The sequence below is a fragment of the Gilliamella sp. X-57 genome (assembly GCF_057063565.1).
This window is the reverse complement of sequence record NZ_JBXSQI010000001.1, coordinates 246,066-265,364: the sequence shown is the minus strand read 5'-3', so window position 1 is coordinate 265,364 and position 19,299 is coordinate 246,066. Positions and strand designations below refer to the sequence as shown.

The 19,299-nt window shown below is 37.2% G+C and carries 15 protein-coding genes and 2 pseudogenes; 8 read left to right on the top strand and 9 right to left on the bottom strand.

Going from position 1 to position 19,299, the window contains the following annotated elements:
- Positions 1 to 119, top strand: a 119-nt coding sequence (locus ACYIAL_RS01220) for an integrase core domain-containing protein (RefSeq protein WP_483750756.1), incomplete at its 5' end; no start/stop codon positions are given.
- Between the two features lie 39 nt (positions 120 to 158).
- Here the strand turns inward: ACYIAL_RS01220 and ACYIAL_RS01215 are convergent.
- From ACYIAL_RS01215 to leuA, 5 genes and pseudogenes are all read right to left on the bottom strand, one after another.
- A pseudogene (locus ACYIAL_RS01215) lies at positions 159 to 485 on the bottom strand (class I SAM-dependent methyltransferase); the annotation flags it as partial.
- Positions 486 to 531: 46 nt separating this feature from the next.
- Complete coding sequence (gene leuD / locus ACYIAL_RS01210) at positions 532 to 1,134, bottom strand: 3-isopropylmalate dehydratase small subunit (protein WP_483750747.1); 603 nt, start codon at positions 1,132 to 1,134, stop codon at positions 532 to 534.
- An 11-nt stretch (positions 1,135 to 1,145) separates the two neighbouring features.
- Positions 1,146 to 2,546 carry a 3-isopropylmalate dehydratase large subunit gene (gene leuC, locus ACYIAL_RS01205; RefSeq protein ID WP_483750746.1) on the bottom strand — a complete coding sequence of 467 codons (1,401 nt, stop codon included), beginning with the start codon at positions 2,544 to 2,546 and terminating at the stop codon, positions 1,146 to 1,148.
- An 86-nt stretch (positions 2,547 to 2,632) separates the two neighbouring features.
- Positions 2,633 to 3,712, bottom strand: a complete 1,080-nt coding sequence (leuB, locus tag ACYIAL_RS01200) for a 3-isopropylmalate dehydrogenase (RefSeq protein ID WP_483750745.1) — start codon at positions 3,710 to 3,712, stop codon at positions 2,633 to 2,635.
- Positions 3,713 to 3,781: 69 nt separating this feature from the next.
- Positions 3,782 to 5,329 (bottom strand): 2-isopropylmalate synthase, encoded by a 1,548-nt coding sequence (gene leuA, locus ACYIAL_RS01195; protein ID WP_483750744.1) that lies wholly within the window; start codon positions 5,327 to 5,329, stop codon positions 3,782 to 3,784.
- Positions 5,330 to 5,768: 439 nt separating this feature from the next.
- On the opposite strand from leuA, the gene nfsB reads away from it, so the two are divergent.
- Positions 5,769 to 6,413 carry an oxygen-insensitive NAD(P)H nitroreductase gene (nfsB, locus tag ACYIAL_RS01190; protein ID WP_174795858.1) on the top strand — a complete coding sequence of 215 codons (645 nt, stop codon included), beginning with the start codon at positions 5,769 to 5,771 and terminating at the stop codon, positions 6,411 to 6,413.
- Between the two features lie 501 nt (positions 6,414 to 6,914).
- Entirely contained in the window at positions 6,915 to 8,450 is a 1,536-nt protein-coding gene (locus tag ACYIAL_RS01185; protein ID WP_483750743.1) for a hypothetical protein, read from the top strand.
- Between the two features lie 273 nt (positions 8,451 to 8,723).
- Here the strand turns inward: ACYIAL_RS01185 and ACYIAL_RS01180 are convergent.
- A pseudogene (locus ACYIAL_RS01180) lies at positions 8,724 to 8,899 on the bottom strand (integrase core domain-containing protein); the annotation flags it as partial.
- Positions 8,900 to 9,309: 410 nt separating this feature from the next.
- On the opposite strand from ACYIAL_RS01180, the gene ACYIAL_RS01175 reads away from it, so the two are divergent.
- The 4 genes from ACYIAL_RS01175 (at position 9,310) to ettA (ending at position 14,356) form a co-directional block, all read left to right on the top strand.
- Entirely contained in the window at positions 9,310 to 9,927 is a 618-nt protein-coding gene (locus tag ACYIAL_RS01175; protein ID WP_483750742.1) for a hypothetical protein, read from the top strand.
- A gap of 912 nt (positions 9,928 to 10,839) precedes the next feature.
- Positions 10,840 to 11,415: a hypothetical protein gene (locus ACYIAL_RS01170; RefSeq protein WP_483750741.1), complete on the top strand. Its 576-nt coding sequence runs from the start codon at positions 10,840 to 10,842 to the stop codon at positions 11,413 to 11,415.
- Positions 11,416 to 11,422: 7 nt separating this feature from the next.
- Entirely contained in the window at positions 11,423 to 12,442 is a 1,020-nt protein-coding gene (locus ACYIAL_RS01165; protein ID WP_483750740.1) for a hypothetical protein, read from the top strand.
- Positions 12,443 to 12,688: 246 nt separating this feature from the next.
- On the top strand, positions 12,689 to 14,356 hold the full coding sequence (gene ettA / locus ACYIAL_RS01160) for an energy-dependent translational throttle protein EttA (protein ID WP_065586928.1): 1,668 nt from the start codon (positions 12,689 to 12,691) through the stop codon (positions 14,354 to 14,356).
- Between the two features lie 94 nt (positions 14,357 to 14,450).
- On the opposite strand, the gene ACYIAL_RS01155 is transcribed toward ettA, so the two are convergent.
- From ACYIAL_RS01155 to ACYIAL_RS01145, 3 genes are read right to left on the bottom strand one after another with little or no spacing between them, the layout of a single operon-like run.
- Positions 14,451 to 16,079 (bottom strand): DUF2813 domain-containing protein, encoded by a 1,629-nt coding sequence (locus tag ACYIAL_RS01155; RefSeq protein ID WP_483750739.1) that lies wholly within the window; start codon positions 16,077 to 16,079, stop codon positions 14,451 to 14,453.
- Positions 16,080 to 16,094: 15 nt separating this feature from the next.
- On the bottom strand, positions 16,095 to 16,898 hold the full coding sequence (gene rfaP / locus ACYIAL_RS01150) for a lipopolysaccharide core heptose(I) kinase RfaP (protein ID WP_483750738.1): 804 nt from the start codon (positions 16,896 to 16,898) through the stop codon (positions 16,095 to 16,097).
- The gene (locus ACYIAL_RS01145; RefSeq protein ID WP_483750737.1) at positions 16,891 to 18,015 is read right to left on the bottom strand and encodes a glycosyltransferase family 4 protein; all 1,125 of its coding nucleotides are present in this window, start codon (positions 18,013 to 18,015) and stop codon (positions 16,891 to 16,893) included. The genes rfaP and ACYIAL_RS01145 overlap by 8 nt, the downstream gene beginning before the upstream one ends.
- 352 nt (positions 18,016 to 18,367) lie before the next feature.
- On the opposite strand from ACYIAL_RS01145, the gene mnmL reads away from it, so the two are divergent.
- Positions 18,368 to 19,294 (top strand): tRNA modification radical SAM protein MnmL/YtqA, encoded by a 927-nt coding sequence (gene mnmL / locus ACYIAL_RS01140; protein WP_483750736.1) that lies wholly within the window; start codon positions 18,368 to 18,370, stop codon positions 19,292 to 19,294.
- The last annotated feature ends 5 nt before the right edge of the window (positions 19,295 to 19,299 follow it).

Sequence of the window (19,299 nt, the reverse complement as noted above, 5' to 3'; positions counted from 1 at the left end):
TAGCACAAGCAAGGAGAATAACCGAAGAATGGTTAACGATTTATAATACCGAAAGACCGCATGAGGCGTTAAATAACATGACACCGATTGAGTATAAAACACTAAAACAAGCAGCATGATTTTCTACGTGAGTTGTGTACTAGGTTTGGGGTATTTACAAATTGATTATCAGCAAAAGGTGGATATTCAGCATAACCTTGCTTAACGGTTATATTTTGTAAACTGCGCTCTTTCGCTGTTTGCGCTACAACCGATAACATTTCATTTGAAAGATCATAGGCTGTAACATGTTTAACATATTTTGCCGCAATAAAACTGACATGACCTGCGCCACATCCCATATCAAGTAGGTTTGCCTCCGAATGCGATATAAGTAGGTTAGATAAATATTCAAGATCAGGACCTTGAGCATGTACTTTACTGGTTAAATAAGCATTGGCTTGTTCGCCAAACTGCTGTTTTACATTGTCATGATGTGTTGCCATTGTTGATTCTCATTATTGGGCGCAAATAAGCGCCCAAAAGTTAAGGTTAAGCTAAAAATGAAGGGATTTTCTGTTCAAAGTCGCTAATCGCTTCTTCATGTTGTAAGGTTAAGCCAATATTATCTAACCCATTTAACAAGCAATGACGTTTAAAAGCATCGATTTTAAATGTATATTGCTTATCGCCGGCAATAACAACTTCATTGACTAAATCAATGGTAAACTCAATGCCTTCATTGGCTTCGACAATTTTAAACAGCTCATCGACATCTTCTTCGGATAAATTAACCAATAATAACTGATTGTTAAATGAGTTATTGTAAAAGATATCGGCAAAGCTTGAACCAATAATATTTTTAAATCCATAATCAGCTAATGCCCAAGGGGCATGTTCACGAGAAGAACCACATCCAAAATTTTCACGTGCTAATAAAATACTGGCACCTTTATAGCGGGGTTTATTCAAGACAAATTCAGGATTAGGCTGCTTGCCAGCATCATCTAAAAAGCGCCATTCATGAAAGGCGTGTTGACCAAATCCAGTACGTGTTACTTTCTGTAAAAACTGTTTTGGAATGATTGCATCTGTATCAACATTAGCCGCGTCCAAAGGAACAACTAATCCGGTATGTTTTGTAAATTTAGCCATGACAAGTCTCCTTAAAACGGTTTGCGAATATCAGTAAAATGACCAGTAATAGCCGCTGCAGCAGCCATAGCAGGACTGACTAAATGTGTTCTGGCATCCCGCCCTTGGCGGCCTTCAAAATTACGATTACTAGTTGATGCACAGCGATCCCCTGGTGCTAATTTATCGTCATTCATTGCAAGGCACATTGAACAGCCCGGCAAACGCCATTCAAAACCAGCGTCGATAAAAATTTTATCTAATCCTTCGGCCTCGGCTTGTTCTTTGACAGGACCTGAGCCTGGCACGACTAATGCTTGTACACCCTCTGCCACTTTACGACCTTTAGCAATTTGCGCTGCTGCACGTAAATCTTCAATTCGCGAATTTGTACATGAGCCAATAAACACTTTATTGATCTTAATATCTGTCATTTTGGTGCCAGCGGTTAATCCCATATAAGTTAATGCGCGCTCTGCGGAATGTTTCTCGATAGGATCAGAAAAAAACTCGGGATTGGGTACTGTTGCATCAATGGACGTGACTTGACCCGGATTTGTTCCCCAAGTGACTTGAGGTGCAATATCTTTACCTTCAAGTGTGACCACAGTATCAAACTGCGCGCCGTCGTCGGTTTTTAGGGTTTTCCAATAGGCAACAGCTTTTTCAAAATCTTTCCCTTTTGGTGAAAATTGACGACCTTTTAAGTACTCAAAAGTCACTTCATCTGGCGCAATAAGGCCAGCTTTAGCCCCCATCTCGATTGCCATATTACATAATGTCATACGTCCTTCCATTGATAATGATTTAATGGCATCACCACAAAATTCAACCACGTGTCCAGTACCACCAGCACTAGTGGTTTTACCAATAATCGCTAATATAATATCTTTGGCAGTGATTCCTTCAGCTACTTGACCTTTGACCTCGATTTTCATGGTTTTAGCTCGACCTTGTTTTAAGGTTTGGGTGGCTAAGACATGCTCAACTTCAGAGGTGCCAATTCCAAATGCTAGTGCACCAAATGCGCCATGTGTTGCGGTATGTGAATCACCACACACAATAGTCATACCGGGTAAAGTTATACCTTGTTCAGGACCGACCACATGGACAATACCACGTAATGGGCTTTGTAAATCATATAACGAAACACCAAACTCTTTGGCATTTTTTGCCAGTTCAGTTAATTGAATGCGAGCCATTTCGCTGCAAGCATTTAAATCATTACTTTTGGTTGAAGTATTATGATCCATGGTCGCAAAAGTTTTATGAGGCTGACGAACCTTACGATTCATTGCACGCAAACCATCAAATGCTTGTGGAGAGGTGACTTCATGCACTAAATGGCGATCGATATATAAAATAGGCGTTTCGTTTGGTGCTTCATAAACGACATGCGCATCATACAATTTTTGATACAGTGTTTTTGACATTGCATATTCCTTATTATTTTTACAACAAGTACTAAAAACTTGGTTTATCGCATTATTTTATTTACGGTTATAATCAAACCATGCGGTTAAAGCAGCTTACAAATAATATCGCCCATTTCATCGGTCGATACTGGCTGCTCTTTTTGGGCTAGATCAATAGTACGATAACCTTGCTCTAATGCTTTATTTACAGCTGTTTCGATAGTTGACGCAATATCATTTCTTTTTAAACTATAACGTACTAGCAATGCTAAAGATAGAATTTGTGCTGCTGGATTGGCAATGTTTTTACCAGCAATATCTGGTGCACTACCGCCTGCAGGTTCGTATAATCCAAATCCTTGTTCGTTAAGGCTGGCAGAAGGTAACATACCCATAGAGCCAGTTATCATAGCGCATTCATCAGACAAGATATCACCAAATAAATTTGAACATAAAATTACGTCAAACTGTGAAGGATCTTTAACTAATTGCATAGTAGCATTATCGATATACATATGTTCAAGAGCAACATCTGGATAGTTTTTAGCAACTTCATTCACTACTTCGCGCCATAAAATTGAGGTTTGCAATACATTAGCTTTATCAATCGATGTCACTTTTTGGCGGCGTAAACGTGCGGCTTCAAAGCCCATTTTAGCGATACGTTCGATTTCAAAACGGTGATACACTTCAGTATCAAAAGCCTTTTCTTGAGCACCACTTCCTTCTCGTCCTTTTGGTAAACCAAAATAGATACCACCAGTTAATTCGCGCATGCATAAAATATCAAAACCACGCTGGGCAATATCAGCCCGTAATGGGCAAAGATCTTCTAACCCTTTATATAAGCGAGCAGGGCGCATATTAGCAAATAATTTGAAATGTTTGCGTAGTGGCAATAACGCACCACGTTCAGGTTGTTGGTCGGGGGGTAAGTTAGTCCATTTTGGCCCACCCACTGAGCCAAATAAAATAGCATCGGCTTTTTCGCATCCTTCAAGGGTTTCATTAGGTAATGGGCAACCATGAATATCAATCGCTGCACCACCGACATCATATTCACTAGTAGTAATAGAAAGTTGATATTTTTGGCGGATAACGTCTAATACTTTATAGGCTTGTTTCATCACTTCTGGGCCAATGCCATCGCCGGGCAGAACTGCAATATGGTAGTTTTGTGACATTTTTTTATTCCTTTTCAATCTTATTTAATTTTCTTATTTTGCTGTTGCACGAGCAAAACAAATTATTATTTAATCTTTGTGTAATTTTTGTTTTTCTTGGGCAACTTGATTTGCTCTATACACATTATTTAATACATTAATTAAAGCCAAAGCGGATGAGTGAACAATATCGGTTGCAAGTCCAACACCATGGAACTTACGTCCCTTATATTCTGCAACAATATCCACTTGCCCTAACGCGTTTTCACCTTGTCCTTTAGAAGCTAATTGGTATTTGACAATCGAAATAGGCTCGCCAGTAATCCGATTTATGGCTTGGTAAACCGCATCGACAGGGCCATTACCCGTTGCTGCATCAGAATACTTTTTATCGCCAATTAATAAACTGACTGAAGCAGTTGAAACCACTGTTGAACCTGACTGAACATTAAAATAATCCAAAACATAATGTTCTTTTTCATCTTTCAATTGGTTGATGAAGATTAATGCTTCTAAATCATAATCAAACACTTGACCTTTTTTATCAGCCAGCTCTAAAAACGCCTCATAGACTTGATCTAAGTTATAATCTTTATCGTGATAACCCAGTTCTTCTAAACGATGTTTAACCGCGGCGCGTCCTGAGCGAGAGGTTAAGTTTAATTGAATTTGATTTAAGCCGATTGATTCTGGGGTCATAATCTCGTAAGTTTCACGATTTTTTAAAACTCCATCTTGATGAATCCCCGACGAGTGCGCAAAAGCGTTACTACCAATAATTGCTTTATTGCCCGGAATTGGCATGTTAGTAATTTGACTGACAATTTGGCTTGTACGATAAATCTCTTGATGATTGATATTGGTATGAACATTTAAAATATTTTGGCGAACTTTGATTGCCATAATCACTTCTTCAAGTGCGGTATTACCCGCACGTTCGCCTAAACCATTCATCGCTCCTTCAATTTGCCGAGCGCCTTCTTGAACCGCGCTAATCGAGTTAGCCACCGACATGCCCAAGTCATCATGGCAATGAACAGAGATAATCGCTTGATCAATGTTCGGGACACGTTCAAATAAGGTATGAATAATGCCACCAAATTGATAAGGGACAGTATAACCGACAGTATCCGGAATATTGATCGTTCTTGCCCCGGCTTTAATTGCTGCTTCAACGATCCGACATAAGTTATCAATTGGGGTACGACCTGCATCTTCACAAGAAAACTCCACATCATTAGTATAATTACGTGCACGTTTAATACAGTGCACCGCCCGTTCAATGACATCATCAAATGTCATTTTTAATTTATCTTTAACATGTAAGGTTGATGTTGCCATAAAAGTATGAATTCGAAATTGATCGGCAACTTTTAATGCCTCGGCAGCAACATCAATATCTTTATCAACACAACGAGATAAGGCACAAACATGGCTATCTTTAATGGTTTTAGCAATCGTTTGGACCGATTCAAAATCACCGGGTGATGATACAGGAAAGCCAACTTCCATCACATCGACTCGCATTCGCTCAAGTGCAAGCGCTATTTGTAACTTTTCTTTAACACTTAAACTTGCTTGCAATGCCTGTTCGCCATCACGTAACGTTGTATCAAAAATAATGACTTGATCGCTCATTGTTTTTCCTTTTTATATATTTTAGCGCTATTATGGTATTTCAAGTTAAGAAAACAAAAAAACCCGCACTTTAGCGCGGGTTCTTGTAATTTGTTGAGTCTTTATTTAACTACTTCTTTTACTCCACACACAAGCTATCCGCGCAAGTTGATGCGAGGAGGAGGCTGAGGTCGAGTGATAAATAGTTAACAAACATAAAAAATCTCTATTTTGATTGTAATTAATACAGACTAAAACTGATGATATTTTTACCAAATGATATTAGTGGTGTCAATGATTATTTGTAACCAATCTTAATATATTCTATATTTTATTAAAATAAAGTACCCAATGCTAATAAGTATTGCTTCACTATTTGACAAATCTATTAAAATAATAAGTTGAGACATAATGAAACCGAATTATAATAATGAAAAAAATAACACACGAGGGTATAACAATGAACATAGTTGATATTTCTCAAAAACGCTATACGACTAAACATTATGATCCAACCAAAAAAATTCCTGCCGATAAGATTGAACAATTATTAACTGTTTTAAGAAATAGCCCATCATCAGTTAACTCACAACCATGGCATTTTTATGTGATTGATAACGAAGCAGCCAAAAATAAAATTTTACCCGCTATACTTGAATTTAATCAACCAAGAGTGACTGGCGCTTCGCACACTATTGTTTTTTGTATTAAAACGCCAATAGATGAAGCCCATTTAGTCAATCTGCTTAATCAAGAAGATAAAGACGGTCGATATCCTTCAGCCGATCTTAAACAAGCGCAAGATCAAGGTCGTCGACACTTTGTAAAGCTCAATAGCACAACCATTGAATCGCAACAATGTTGGGAAAGTAAGCAAGTTTATCTGGCATTAGGGCAACTGCTTTTTGCAGCAGCGGCAATTGGTATTGATTCAACGGCTATTGAAGGATATGACGCCCAAAAAATGGACGAGATCTTAGATCTGAAAAGCAAAGGACTTAAAAGTATTATTGTTGCCACATTAGGCTATCGAGCCGAAAATGACGGCAATGCGTATCGACCAAAATCACGCTTACCAAAAGAACAAATTTTCACATTTTTATAATATAACTTGAAATATCCTCCGTCTGAATTGAGCTATATGCAGAGGATATTTTTTGATTGATTTCAGTTAACTATTCTATCCAGCTTGTAGATCATTGGGTTATAACTATATTTATGTTCATATTTCATAGTTAATTATCAGTGTTAATAAATGCCAATTTTTGATACTGGATTTTTTACTAATTTTTGAAAATTAAGTTTGGTTATTAGCATTTAAGGTCTTGTTCTTTTTATCTAAACTTGTTTCGATAACCACCGTAAAAGTGTTTTACAAATCTTAAGAAAGCAGTCATTTTTTTACTTTAAAGTCGCATTATATTTTGATTATAATTAGTCTTGTATTTTTGTCAGTAGTTGCAGGTTAAGTGCTATCAATTTTAAAAGTCATTTTTTATTGATAGCCAAAACATTGTTAGTGATTTGAAAAACAGGTAGTTAGGTGTTTTTAATATGGAAAACACCTAACTAAGCAAAAAATTAACGAATAATGAGTAAATATGCTATGACAAAACCAATAATCCCTCATCTTGGTCAACTAAATCATTTAACGTTAAAAATTGTGGGGCATTATGCATTGCAATTAATTTGTGTGTTATTGTTAGAGTTGACGATAGCAAACCATGCGCTTGCCTTATCCGCAAACACAACAGCAGTGATTCAAGGTAGTGCGCCTTATTTCACTTTTGATGGTGGTAGAACTAAAGTAACAAACAGTCAAGGACTATTAGGCATAACGTTATCGGATGGTCGCCAGTATGTTGCACCAGGCAGTCCATCAGGGCTATATCCTAATGGGATAGAAAACACCTCAAATGTGGAAAACCCAATATTATTACCTAATGGAATCACAACCTTTGCTAGCATTAAAACGTCAGTTCCCTTAGTCAGCGATGGTAATAACAGTTATCCAAATATTACTTTAAACAATCTAGCTAGTTCATATGGCTATTGGGCGGATGATGATGGAGATAAAAATGTGCGTGCTACAGGTAATTTAACCGTGGTATGGCAGGATAAAAATGGAATAGACATTACAAGCCAAATCAGAAGTAATCAAATACAAACATTAGAGCCGTGTGATGCTCCTTATAAGCTAGAAGTCAAGGCAACGAGTGGTCAACTATCTACTTTGTATGGTATACCCAATATAACTCGCTTTAGTAAAGAAGCAACATCATATTATATCAGCCCTAGAATAGATAGACCTTATGTTTGTTATGCACAGCCGAATCTACTTAATAGCTGGGGAGAGACAAAGGATCCAAGTTGGGTTGATAACAAGGGATTTAAGGTGGTAAGTATTAGTAATCTTGCTGACAATTTTCCATCAACGGGGTCAAATGGGTTGCATTTTTATTTGTTATTAGCAGGCATTACCCCAGAGCAAGTCATCGCAGCAAATGGCACAACCGTTTTTGCAGAAAGTGGCGGAAACACGGTAAACTTGTCTCTCACAGCAGAACAAAAATCTACTTTTCTTTCTCGCCCTCAAGTGGCATTAAAGATTTTATTAAATGGACCAAACAAAGATTTAAGCAATACAAAGTTTACCCCCTCAGAATTTAAGCTGTATGCTGATAGTGAGCATAACCAGTTACTTTATCGCTTTAAAATTGAACGCTGGTATGTTGTTAAGCCTGGTTTTGCTGGTGGTTATGATAATGCTAAACTATTTTGTAATAGTCTTGGTAATGGTTATCGAATTCCAGGTGTTGAAGACTATACTAATGCGAATGGGTATCGTTGGAAAGATGGTGCTCCTGGTGTAGGTCCTTATTATCGTCGGCAAATGAGTTATAAAAATAGTAACAAATGGGTAGGAGGTTTATTGAATGAATGGGGAAAATTGGATTCGGCTGATAAGGATTATCCCGCTGCGATAGACTGGAAAAATAGTGGAGGTCCATGGGGATACGACATATATTGGGCATTCCAATTTTCGGGCATCGGAGAATACTACGATGTTAACAGCAATGGCTATATAGGAAGCAATTACGAAACAACAGCAACCCATAGGGTAGTCTGTGTCGCACCTTAAAAGATAGTGCGCAACGAATATAGTGCCATAAAATAATCACTAAAAACCGTGATGGGTAACTAATGTTGTTGTCCATTAAGGGTGTTTAAAAATGATGACTCTTTTCATATAGATATTGAGTCTATTCCTGTATTTTTTCCATAACAAGATTAATTAGCGAGGGTTTTACAAAACTTAACATAAAAATTATTTTTTACTTTAACGTCACATTATAATGAGTCTTGTATTGTAAATACCCCAATTTTTAGTAAAAAACTAACGTAGAAAATTATGCTACTTGTTTTGTGTTTTATATTCAATGGGCGTCATATTATTTAATACCTCATGCGGTCTTTCAGATTATACATGGTGAGCCATTGTTCGGTCTTTCTCCTAGCTTGCTTTAGGTTGTTAAAAAAATATAAATCTAACACTTCTGTTCGATAAGTCCGGTTAAATCGTTCAAAATTGCTAAATTGAACGTTATTACCAATATTAAATATTTCCACAAAAGTTAAAACTTTAGAAATATAACACCATATTTTAATTAAAAAATTACTATCACCTTAGAGTTGAATCGTTTTTATCCTCACATTTCTTTACAAAAAAACTAGCCAACCATTTTTTTAACGGCTATAATTTGAACGCTATAGAAGTTTAAGCTTATTAAACAAGCGATCGGTTATAAAAATGTAAATAAAACAAAATATTACTTGACAGGTGGGACGTGATGCATTATCATTTTAGACACCAGCACTGGCAAACCTGCGTCTTAAATTTATCCAATAACACCCTTAGGCAATTTTTCACACTTTCCTCATTTATATTCTCAAAGTTATCGCTTAAATTATTATCGACATTGTTCCGAAAAATCTTGTTGGTGTTGGGACTGTTATTATTGCCGTATTCATGGAATTTAGAGGCATTAACTAGTAAAAGTGGTCGAACAAATAATCATCGTAGTGATGCCATAATATTACCATCGTCCGAAAACCCGTGTTTAAAATATGATAAAGGCGGGGATGCAAGTTCAGCTGATATATGGATATGGAATCCTGATTATTTTGATCCAAGTGCGCCATTGGTTTGTTATGCCCAACCTAATTTATCAAACGATTCCAGTAATAATACTGTATATCAAGATTTAGATGGTCCGGATTGGGCAAAAGGAAAAGGATTTGTTCCACAAGATGTAAACAATCCACAACGTAATTTCCCGTCGACAGGAACAAATAATGTTTATTTTTATTTATTGTTAGCAAACATAACACCAGAAGCTATTATTTTAGCTAATGGCGCTAGTGTATCCCCAGAGTTAGGGAATGGTATTAGTTTAGCTTTATCATCTGCACGTACACCTGGTTGGGGAAAAGGCTCACAAGATGTTGCTTTAAAGATAGTATTGAAAGGTCCTGCAAATAGTAGCGCTAATAAAAATTTTAGTCCCTCTACATTTAAGCTTTATTCTGATAGAGCCAAAACTAACTTTAGGTCTTGACGACTGGGAAACTAGCCATCCTTATGATTGGTATTGGACAATCGATCCATACAAGGGAGAATCAATTCGAGTCGATCTAGGGGATGGGGATTTAGGTTATGGAGTAACTTATGAACTATACAGAGCTGCTTGTGTTAAGCCGTAGTTAAAAATCTATTTTTATATATTTAGCATGTATTTTAACTTTGTGACTTTTTGACGTTAAAGAGTTTATTAAAATTGTGGACATACCACTACCAATCCTAACAATTAAAACACAATGCTTTTTATGTACAATTAGCAGATGTAGATTTATCGAAAATAAGAGATAATCATTTTTGTTAATAAATCTGGTTGTGTTTTACAAATCTTAACAAAAAAGTCATGGTTTTTTTTGAAATAGGACTATTCTACTGGTTGTGAGTATCACCATAAGGTTTGAGAATGTTCATAGTGTATTAACAATAATACAATATTTCATCAAAGACTACCCATAAGGTAGCCTGTGTCGCACCTTAAAAGATAGTGCGCAATGAATATAGTGCCATAAAATAATCACTAAAAACCGTAATGAGCAACTAATATTGTTGTCCATTACGGGTGTTTAAAAATGATAACTCTTTTCATAAAGCTCTTTTCATATAGATATTGAGTCTATTCCTGTATTTTTTCCATAATAAGATCAATTAGCGAGGGTTTTACAAAACTTAACATAAAAATTATTTTTTACTTTAGCGTCACATTATATTTTGATTATAATTAGTCTTGTATTTTTGTCGGTAGTTATAGGTTAAATGCTATCAATTTTAAAAGTCATTTTTTTAATTGATAACTAAAATATTGTTAGTGATTTAAAAGGCAGTTTAGTTAGGTGTTTTTAATATGGAAAACACGCAACTAAGCAAAAATTAACAAATAACGAGTAAACATGCTATGACAAAACCAACAATTACTCTTCTTAGCCAACTAAATAATTCAACATTAAAAATTGCCAAGCGTTCAGCATTGTATCTAATCTATACGCTATTGTTAGTGGCGATAATATCAAACCATGCTATAGCTCTATCTGCAAGCACAACAAAGGTTATTGAAGGCAGTGCTCCTTATTTAAGTATAGATGGTGGTGCTACCAAGGTGATAAGCGAGGAAGGATTATTAAGTATTAAATTGTCTGATGGGCGCCAGTATATTGCTCCAGGCGCAAATACTGGATTATACCCTGATGCGATTGTTGATAATTCCAGTGCAACAAAACCAATACAACTTCCTTCAGAGATAAAAACGTTTGCCGATATTCAAACATTAGTACCACTCATCAATAATACAAATTATCCTAGTATTGATCTTAATAGTTTAATTAACGTACCCTACAATTACTGGGGTGATATTGATGGTGATAGAGTGGTTAGTGCAATAGGGAACTTAACCGTTACATGGCACGATGCTAATAATCAAGACATTACTGCCGAGATTAAAGCTAACCCCCCAAAAGAAGTTAACTCTCTGTGATAATTCAGTGCCTTACCGACTTACGATTACAGCGTCGGATGCCCAGCTATCAACGCAGTATGGTGTTCCCACAACTCGTATTTTTAATAATACTACTCACACTTATTATTTAATGCCAAATTTAGATCTTTCAGCAGTCTGTTATGCTCAACCAAATTTGTCATATGATAATGTGAACTTAGGCGATCAAGATTTTGGTCTAAACGGTCCTAATTGGGTTTCACACAAAGGTTTTAAAGTGCTAGATGCCGATGCATTAAGTAATAACTTTCCAACTACAGGGACAAATGGTCTGCATTTCTTTTTATTATTAACAGCAATAACACCAGAACAAGTCATTGCGGCAAATGGTAGCATCGTTAAGGCCGAGAGTGGTAGTGGAGTAACGTTATCATTAAGCTCAGAGCAAACAAATTGGTGGCAAAATATGGATCCTAATTTAGAAGGCTTTATCGTCACTGGTTTAAAGATAAAATTGAACGGACCTAGAAGTAACTCGACGAATAAACATTTTACGCCATCCGTATTTAAGCTTTATGCTGATAGCAGCCATACACATTTACTCTATAGTTTTAAGATAGAGCGTTGGTATATAGCCAATCTAGAATCTTCTTCGAATTATCTAGGGGATACATTCGAAGAAGCACAAACATTTTGTCAAAATTTAGGCAATGGTTATCGTATGCCTGGCGTTGAAGATTACACCAATACCAATTCCGAAGATGGAAGCTGGAAAGGAGGGATACCTGGTCGGGATGGTGGATTATGGGGCAATTTTTACCAAAGGCGTGTTAGCTATAAAATTGGCAACCGCTGGATAGGTGGGCTATTTAGTGAATGGGGAGCGGTTTCCGATGTTCAACTGGATTATGACGTTCCTGAGTGGAGTGGAAGTAAAAATTTCTGGGCATCTCAATCACATGCTAATGACCATTATCGTGTCAATGGATATGATGGTTATATTTTTGATTCTTATTCATTTTCTTTTCAGTTGTCAAATGCAGTGTCGGCATGTGTAACCCCTTAAAAGCGTAGCCGTTAGATTAGACATTATTCCTATTTCGTCACAGTTATCATTTATGGCACTGTGGCGAAGAATAGATATTATATAATAGGCCCTACATTAAGTTTTGTGTATAGCGAATATTGATTTAGCTGTATTCTCAAAAATAACCCTAGACCCAATGCTCAGAATCATTACAATATACGGCATCAATTACATAGCAACTGATGTGTTTTGCTATTTTTAAACAAAATTAACGGATAATGTTTTATGGCGCAATATGTTTATACCATGAATCGCGTAGGGAAGATTGTTCCCCCTAAACGCTATATTTTAAAAGATATTTCTTTAAGCTTTTTCCCTGGTGCAAAAATTGGTGTGCTGGGTTTGAATGGTGCGGGTAAATCTACTTTACTGCGCATTATGGCGGGGGTTGATACCGAAATTGAAGGTGAAGCACGACCACAGCCTGACATTAAAATTGGTTATTTACCACAAGAGCCGAAATTAGATCCCAAACAAACTGTGCGCGAGGCTGTAGAACAAGCAGTTGGTGATGCTAAACAAGCACTGGCTCGATTAGATGAAGTGTATGCCGCTTATGCTGATCCTGATGCTGATTTTGACAAATTAGCCAAAGAACAAGCGGAACTAGAAGCCATAATTCAAGCGCAAGATGCGCATAATTTAGATAACCAATTAGAACGGGCAGCCGATGCGTTGCGTTTACCTGATTGGGATGCAAAAATTGAAAACTTGTCGGGTGGTGAACGCCGTCGTGTGGCTATTTGTCAGTTATTGCTGGAAAAACCTGATATGTTATTAATTGACGAACCAACCAACCACTTAGATGCCGAATCGGTTGCATGGTTAGAACGATTTTTACATGACTACGAAGGCACAGTTGTTGCGGTAACCCACGATCGCTACTTTTTAGATAATGTAGCTGGTTGGATTTTAGAACTTGACCGTGGTGAAGGTATTCCATGGGAAGGTAACTATTCATCTTGGCTTGAACAGAAAGATCAGCGTTTAGCGCAAGAAGCCTCGACTGAATCGGCACGTCGTAAATCGATTGAAAAAGAACTCGAGTGGGTACGGCAAAATCCAAAAGGGCGCCAAGCAAAAAGTAAAGCCCGTTTAGCCCGTTTTGAAGAACTCAACAGTAACGATTACCAAAAACGTAACGAAACTAACGAACTATTTATTCCACCTGGGCAGCGTTTGGGTGATAAAGTGATTGAGGTGAATAACCTAACTAAATCGTATGGCGATCGCGTGTTGATTGATAATCTGTCTTTTAGCATTCCCAAAGGAGCAATTGTTGGTATTATTGGTCCAAATGGAGCAGGGAAATCAACGCTGTTTAGAATGCTATCAGGCAAAGAACAACCTGATTCAGGTACCATTACTTTAGGTGAAACTGTGCAGCTAGCCTCGGTTGATCAGTTCCGCGATAACATGGATGATAAAAAAACCGTTTGGGATGAGATCTCAAATGGTCAAGATATTATGCGTATTGGTAATTTTGAAATTCCAAGCCGTGCTTATGTTGGTCGTTTTAACTTTAAAGGTGTTGATCAGCAAAAACGTGTGGGTGAACTTTCAGGTGGTGAACGTGGACGCGTGCATTTAGCTAAATTATTGCAAGTGGGCGGTAATGTTCTGTTACTTGACGAACCGACCAATGACTTAGATGTCGAAACGCTACGTGCGCTGGAAAATGCATTATTAGAGTTCCCGGGCTGTGCCTTAGTGATTTCGCATGACCGTTGGTTCTTAGATCGCATTGCGACCCATATTTTGGATTATCAAGATGAAGGCCATGTTGAATTTTTTGAAGGTAACTTTACCGAGTACGAAGAGTGGAAAAAACGCACTCTGGGTGCTGAGGCATTAGAGCCAAAACGCGCTAAATATAAACGAATTACCAAATAGATTTAATCTTCATTGTATTCCGCTGAAATTATGTCAGCGGAATGGTTTTATCTTCTTGATATCTATCTGAAACTATTTTTTACACGGTGATGACTTAAACTAACGCCTTAGAAACTTTAATAATGTTGGCAAAGGTATCAGTTAGCAAACGCGGTATAGCGTTTATACCACGTGATTTTGCATCATCACAAATGGCAATCGCAAGATCAGGTTTTGAACTTTTATGAATCGCTTTTTGAATAATTTGATGTACAGGCAGATCAATATGCTGTGTTGTATTATAAGCAGCGAGTTTATAAACGTGGCTAAATCCATGTTTAAATAAAAAGTTTTCAATATCTCGGGCAGGTAAAACGGTTAAGTAATCATTGGGGTTTTTATCGTCACCACATAGCGATTTTATGGTATCGGCATATTTTTTACCAGCCATATCTCCATCTGTTATCACATACCAATGGATACCCATTTTATTGGCATATTTTATAAGTGGTTTTAAACCGCACTGAGCAAACTCAATGAGCTGAACTCCTTCTGAACTCAAATGGTAACCACTTTGTTCTGCAAGCTCACGCAATAACCACACTTCGGTTTCGCCCTCAACTAATAACCAACATCGTGCAAATAAGGCGTTAGCTCGCCGGTAAAGAATATGAAAGGCAATACGACGGCTATCGCTTATGCTTAATGAATGGGATTCGATATATTTGGCAACAATATGATCAGGCTGGCGGATTAATCGATAAAGGCTTTCTAATGGAAATAGTGAAACCAGATCACTTGAGTTCGAGGTAATGATTTTTTGGGTAGGAAAGTTTTTAAGTAAACGAAATGCGACAGATAAAATAATAGGATGAAGTGAACTCTCAGGCTCTTCTAAAATTAAAATCGGCATGGCGCTTGATGAAAGTGAATAATCTCCTTTCGCTTCAATGATAGAGCCAAAAATACCTAAAAATACAGTGCGTAAATAATCATTATCCAGATTATCTAATACGTCATTGATCTGTTCTAAAACCGTCCAATCTTCTGTTCTTGGTGTACTTGTTGCATTATTTTGCTTGTAACGATAGCGATGCGCTTGATCGACAAAGTAATATGCTAATAATGAGCGTGCGGCTTGTAGACCTCGAGCTAGTTCCTTTTGGGTTAATTCGGCTGAATGGGCTTTTAGTTGGTTAGAAAGCTGTGCAATATAGTTTTCGGAAAATGGCTCGTTAGTTACAGGTAATTGTGTAGGGTTAATCGCATTGCGAAGTGTCATTACTGGGTTTAGGCTGATTAAAATCGCAATTAATAATTTTTCATTTTCAATATTAACAGGTTTATCCTGTCCATTGAGCAATTTATGTTGGGTTATAATTTGGTTATTTTGTTTATTGGCCGAAATTTGATAAGTAATTCGATGCAAATTATCTTGCTCTGATAGATACGAAACAGAGCGTAATGGTTGGTAATCTTCATGATTCAATTCATGTAAATGCGATTGGCAATAAGTGGCCTTAATGATGATATTATCACCATAATGTTGATATTGATCATGGTAAAAATCGGATTCAACAAATTGATAAAACTTATTATCGAGCGATAACAGTTGCAACGCACTAATTAAACTCGAGCGCCCCCAACGATTTTCCCCCATGAGTACACTAGAGCCCGCATTTAATTTCAAAGATAGCTGACTGATACCCTTAAATCCTGAAATATCAATTTGTTCAATAAACATAATGTATCCTTATTGCTAAAGGTGATACTTTTCGGTGCGTTTACGAATTCGTTCTGCTTTTTTGTGCGTACTATTAATTAATTTCGATTCATCATACACAATGGTTTTCAGAGGCTTATTAAAATAGATTTTTAAAAACAGCCAAATATCACGATAAGTTAAGCCAATTTTAGTTGATGAAAAATAAAGCCCAATTAAATCTTTATCTCGCCAGCGAGTAGGCACTTTATTGCGAGTCTGTGCTCGGTGTAAATCGATAACCGATAATTTGATTTGCTGCTGATTTTCAAATAGCGGTAAATCCAGCAAAAAATGACACAAATAACAGTCACGATGATTAACACCAGCAGCATGCATTTTAGCTACCATTTTTGCCAAATAAACAATTAAAGAACGTTTTAAGTGATAGCTTGGCGGCTTAGTTAGCCACGAGTTTGTAAAATCTTCTAAACTGATTGTCGGATTAAGATCTTGAGTGATAATAAATGAATAACGAGTCAACGGATTTAATCCTTTGCGTCCAAAAGCACGCCCATCCATGGTATTTACGCCAGCTTGCGCTAGGCGATGAATAGCACCCCATTCCTGCTTAGCATCTAAAACGGGTAAACGTAACGAAATTAGATTTTTCACAATCTCTTTAACCGTTGTGCCACGATGAATTTTAATAAAGTAAGATTGCCCAGCAAGCTCAAAATTCAACGTTTTGCGTTGTTTAACAGCACGATAGACTTTACCCGATATTAACTCAACCTCAGCAAATGGATCTTTACCGCTCCACAACTGATCAAAAGGTGATTTTAACTCAATTTCATTCATGATTATCACAACCTAAAATAATATCTGCGGCTCGCTGCGCTAAATGATATAAATCAGCCGTCTGGCCATAGTGTACCGCATTGTTATGCCATGTTAGTAATTGATCGTGATTGGTTATGGCATTTTGTACCGCTTGATTGAGATCTGTTTGTACAAAAGGCTCGGCAAGGATCACCCCAGCGTTTGCATCGTGTATATGATAAGCATACCCTGAAATGCCCGATACAATAACCGGCACACCAGCGGCCAATCCTTCAACCAAAACCATACCGGCGGCTTCTTGCCTTGCTGGGTGCAATAGCAAATTTGCTGCAAATAAAAAGTCAGGGATATCATTACGCCCTGCAAAAAAACGAACTTGATGCTCAATGCCCAGTTTTGCAGCTAGTTTTTGATAAGCATCGGGTTTGTCTTGTCCTACCACTAAAAAAGTGACTTTTTGCTTTAATTCATCAGGTAAAGCGGCAATGGCAGTTAACGAACGATCCACCCCTTTACGTTTAAAATCCGATCCAATTTGCACAACCACAAAATGATCTTCATCAATTTGATTGGCTTGCCTAAATTGCTTACCTTTAGCTAGCGACTCATGATTGTATTGGCGATCTTGCGCAATACCGGGTGGCAAAAGGTAAAATCGAGATGGATCAGTATGGTAATAGTGCTCAAAATCACTAATTTGCTGTTTAGTCAAAACCATGACTTTGGTTTGGCTATGTTGATTAAATACCGCATCTTCAAAAGCCAAATAATGCTTACAGCGTTTAGACAATTTATAAAAAAAGCCCTTATGCGATACTTTTTCAGCAAAGCAGGTATCCCCTGAAAAATAGACATCCAAGCCAGGCATTTTATTAAAGCCAACTACACAGTCAACCGGATTCGCTTGCAAATGCATTTTAACCCAATGGTAATAAGATAGATTACGGCTATGATTCGACCAGCCCTTTCTAGGCACTAAAATAATATCAAACCCAGCAGGCTTATCGCCTTGCCACGCCATCACATAAATTCGCACACGATGACCACGAGCTTGACAAGCCTTAGCAATTTGCAAAAAATCACGTTGCAAACCACCAAAAGGAAAATATTTATAGATACAAAACGCCAGTTGCATGCAGGTTGCCTCAAATTGGAAAGGGATATTATATACTTATTGATAAGCAAGGTGCAAAAATAGCTGGTTTTGTGAGGATTTTCTTAAAAAGTAATTAGGTATTAAATTGATTTTATTGATGTTTTTTTCTTTTTATTAAAATAAATCATTTAAGTTTAAAAAAGAAGATGTTCCATAAATCTTATTGATCAACGATAAGTAAACCCTTACTCTTAATTAAAAATGGCTATTTAATAGTGCAAAAATAGGAGTAATGGAATTGATTTTAAGTAAGAAACAAGTTTCATATATCGTTGCTTGAACTAAATACCCTAACTCCGTAAAATAAACAAAATTTTATTTTTGGTCTATTATGCAACTTCATCTTGTCGTCAATACTTTTGGTTCCGATCTTCAGCGTCGATATGGCGAAAAGATCTATAAACTGACCTTACACGGGGGATTTAGCTGTCCTAACCGCGACGGCACTATCGGCTTGGGGGGGTGTACTTTTTGTAATGTTGCCTCGATTATTGATGAGTCGATTCAAGTTAAATCAATTGCCGAGCAACTTGTATCGCAAGCCCATCAAATGAAAAAATCTAAACGCTATCTTGCATACTTTCAAGCCTACACCAGTACTTATGCTGAAGTTGCAATCCTAAAAAATATGTATGAACAGGCACTAAATAGTGCTGATATTGTTGGGCTTTGTGTGGGTACTCGCCCTGATTGCGTACCGAATGAAGCACTTGATTTACTGGCAGGTTATCAATCTCAAGGTTTTGAAGTATGGTTAGAACTGGGCTTACAAACCGCTCATGATAAAACCTTACATGATATAAATCGTGGACATACTTTTAACGATTATCATCAAACCGTACAAAAAGCTCGTAATCTTGGTATTAAAGTGTGCACTCACTTAATTATTGGCTTACCCAAAGAAACCAAACAAGATAATTTAATCACGCTTGAACGTGTATTAAATAGTGGTGTTGATGGCTTAAAATTGCACCCTTTGCATATTGTTGATGGCAGTATTATGGCAAAAGCATGGCGAGCTGGGCGTCTTGGCGTTTTATCATTAGATCAATATGTCGATATTGCTGGCGATATCATCAGGCAAACGCCCGCCAATATTTTATATCATCGCATTTCAGCTAACGCTAGAAAGCCAACCTTGCTAGCGCCAGATTGGTGCGAAAACCACTGGCAATCAATGAACGCAGTTGATCATAATTTGCGACAATTTGGTGCCCAAGGTAGCGCTATTGGCGATGGTTATTGTTTTAAGTTGTAGTAGCT

Coding starts and splice junctions, on each gene's coding strand:
- leuD (WP_483750747.1), bottom strand. CDS start 1,134: ATGGCTAAATTTACAAAACATACCGGATTAGTTGTTCCTTTGGACGCG.
- leuC (WP_483750746.1), bottom strand. CDS start 2,546: ATGTCAAAAACACTGTATCAAAAATTGTATGATGCGCATGTCGTTTAT.
- leuB (WP_483750745.1), bottom strand. CDS start 3,712: ATGTCACAAAACTACCATATTGCAGTTCTGCCCGGCGATGGCATTGGC.
- leuA (WP_483750744.1), bottom strand. CDS start 5,329: ATGAGCGATCAAGTCATTATTTTTGATACAACGTTACGTGATGGCGAA.
- nfsB (WP_174795858.1), top strand. CDS start 5,769: ATGAACATAGTTGATATTTCTCAAAAACGCTATACGACTAAACATTAT.
- ACYIAL_RS01185 (WP_483750743.1), top strand. CDS start 6,915: ATGACAAAACCAATAATCCCTCATCTTGGTCAACTAAATCATTTAACG.
- ACYIAL_RS01170 (WP_483750741.1), top strand. CDS start 10,840: ATGACAAAACCAACAATTACTCTTCTTAGCCAACTAAATAATTCAACA.
- ettA (WP_065586928.1), top strand. CDS start 12,689: ATGGCGCAATATGTTTATACCATGAATCGCGTAGGGAAGATTGTTCCC.
- ACYIAL_RS01155 (WP_483750739.1), bottom strand. CDS start 16,079: ATGTTTATTGAACAAATTGATATTTCAGGATTTAAGGGTATCAGTCAG.
- rfaP (WP_483750738.1), bottom strand. CDS start 16,898: ATGAATGAAATTGAGTTAAAATCACCTTTTGATCAGTTGTGGAGCGGT.
- ACYIAL_RS01145 (WP_483750737.1), bottom strand. CDS start 18,015: ATGCAACTGGCGTTTTGTATCTATAAATATTTTCCTTTTGGTGGTTTG.
- mnmL (WP_483750736.1), top strand. CDS start 18,368: ATGCAACTTCATCTTGTCGTCAATACTTTTGGTTCCGATCTTCAGCGT.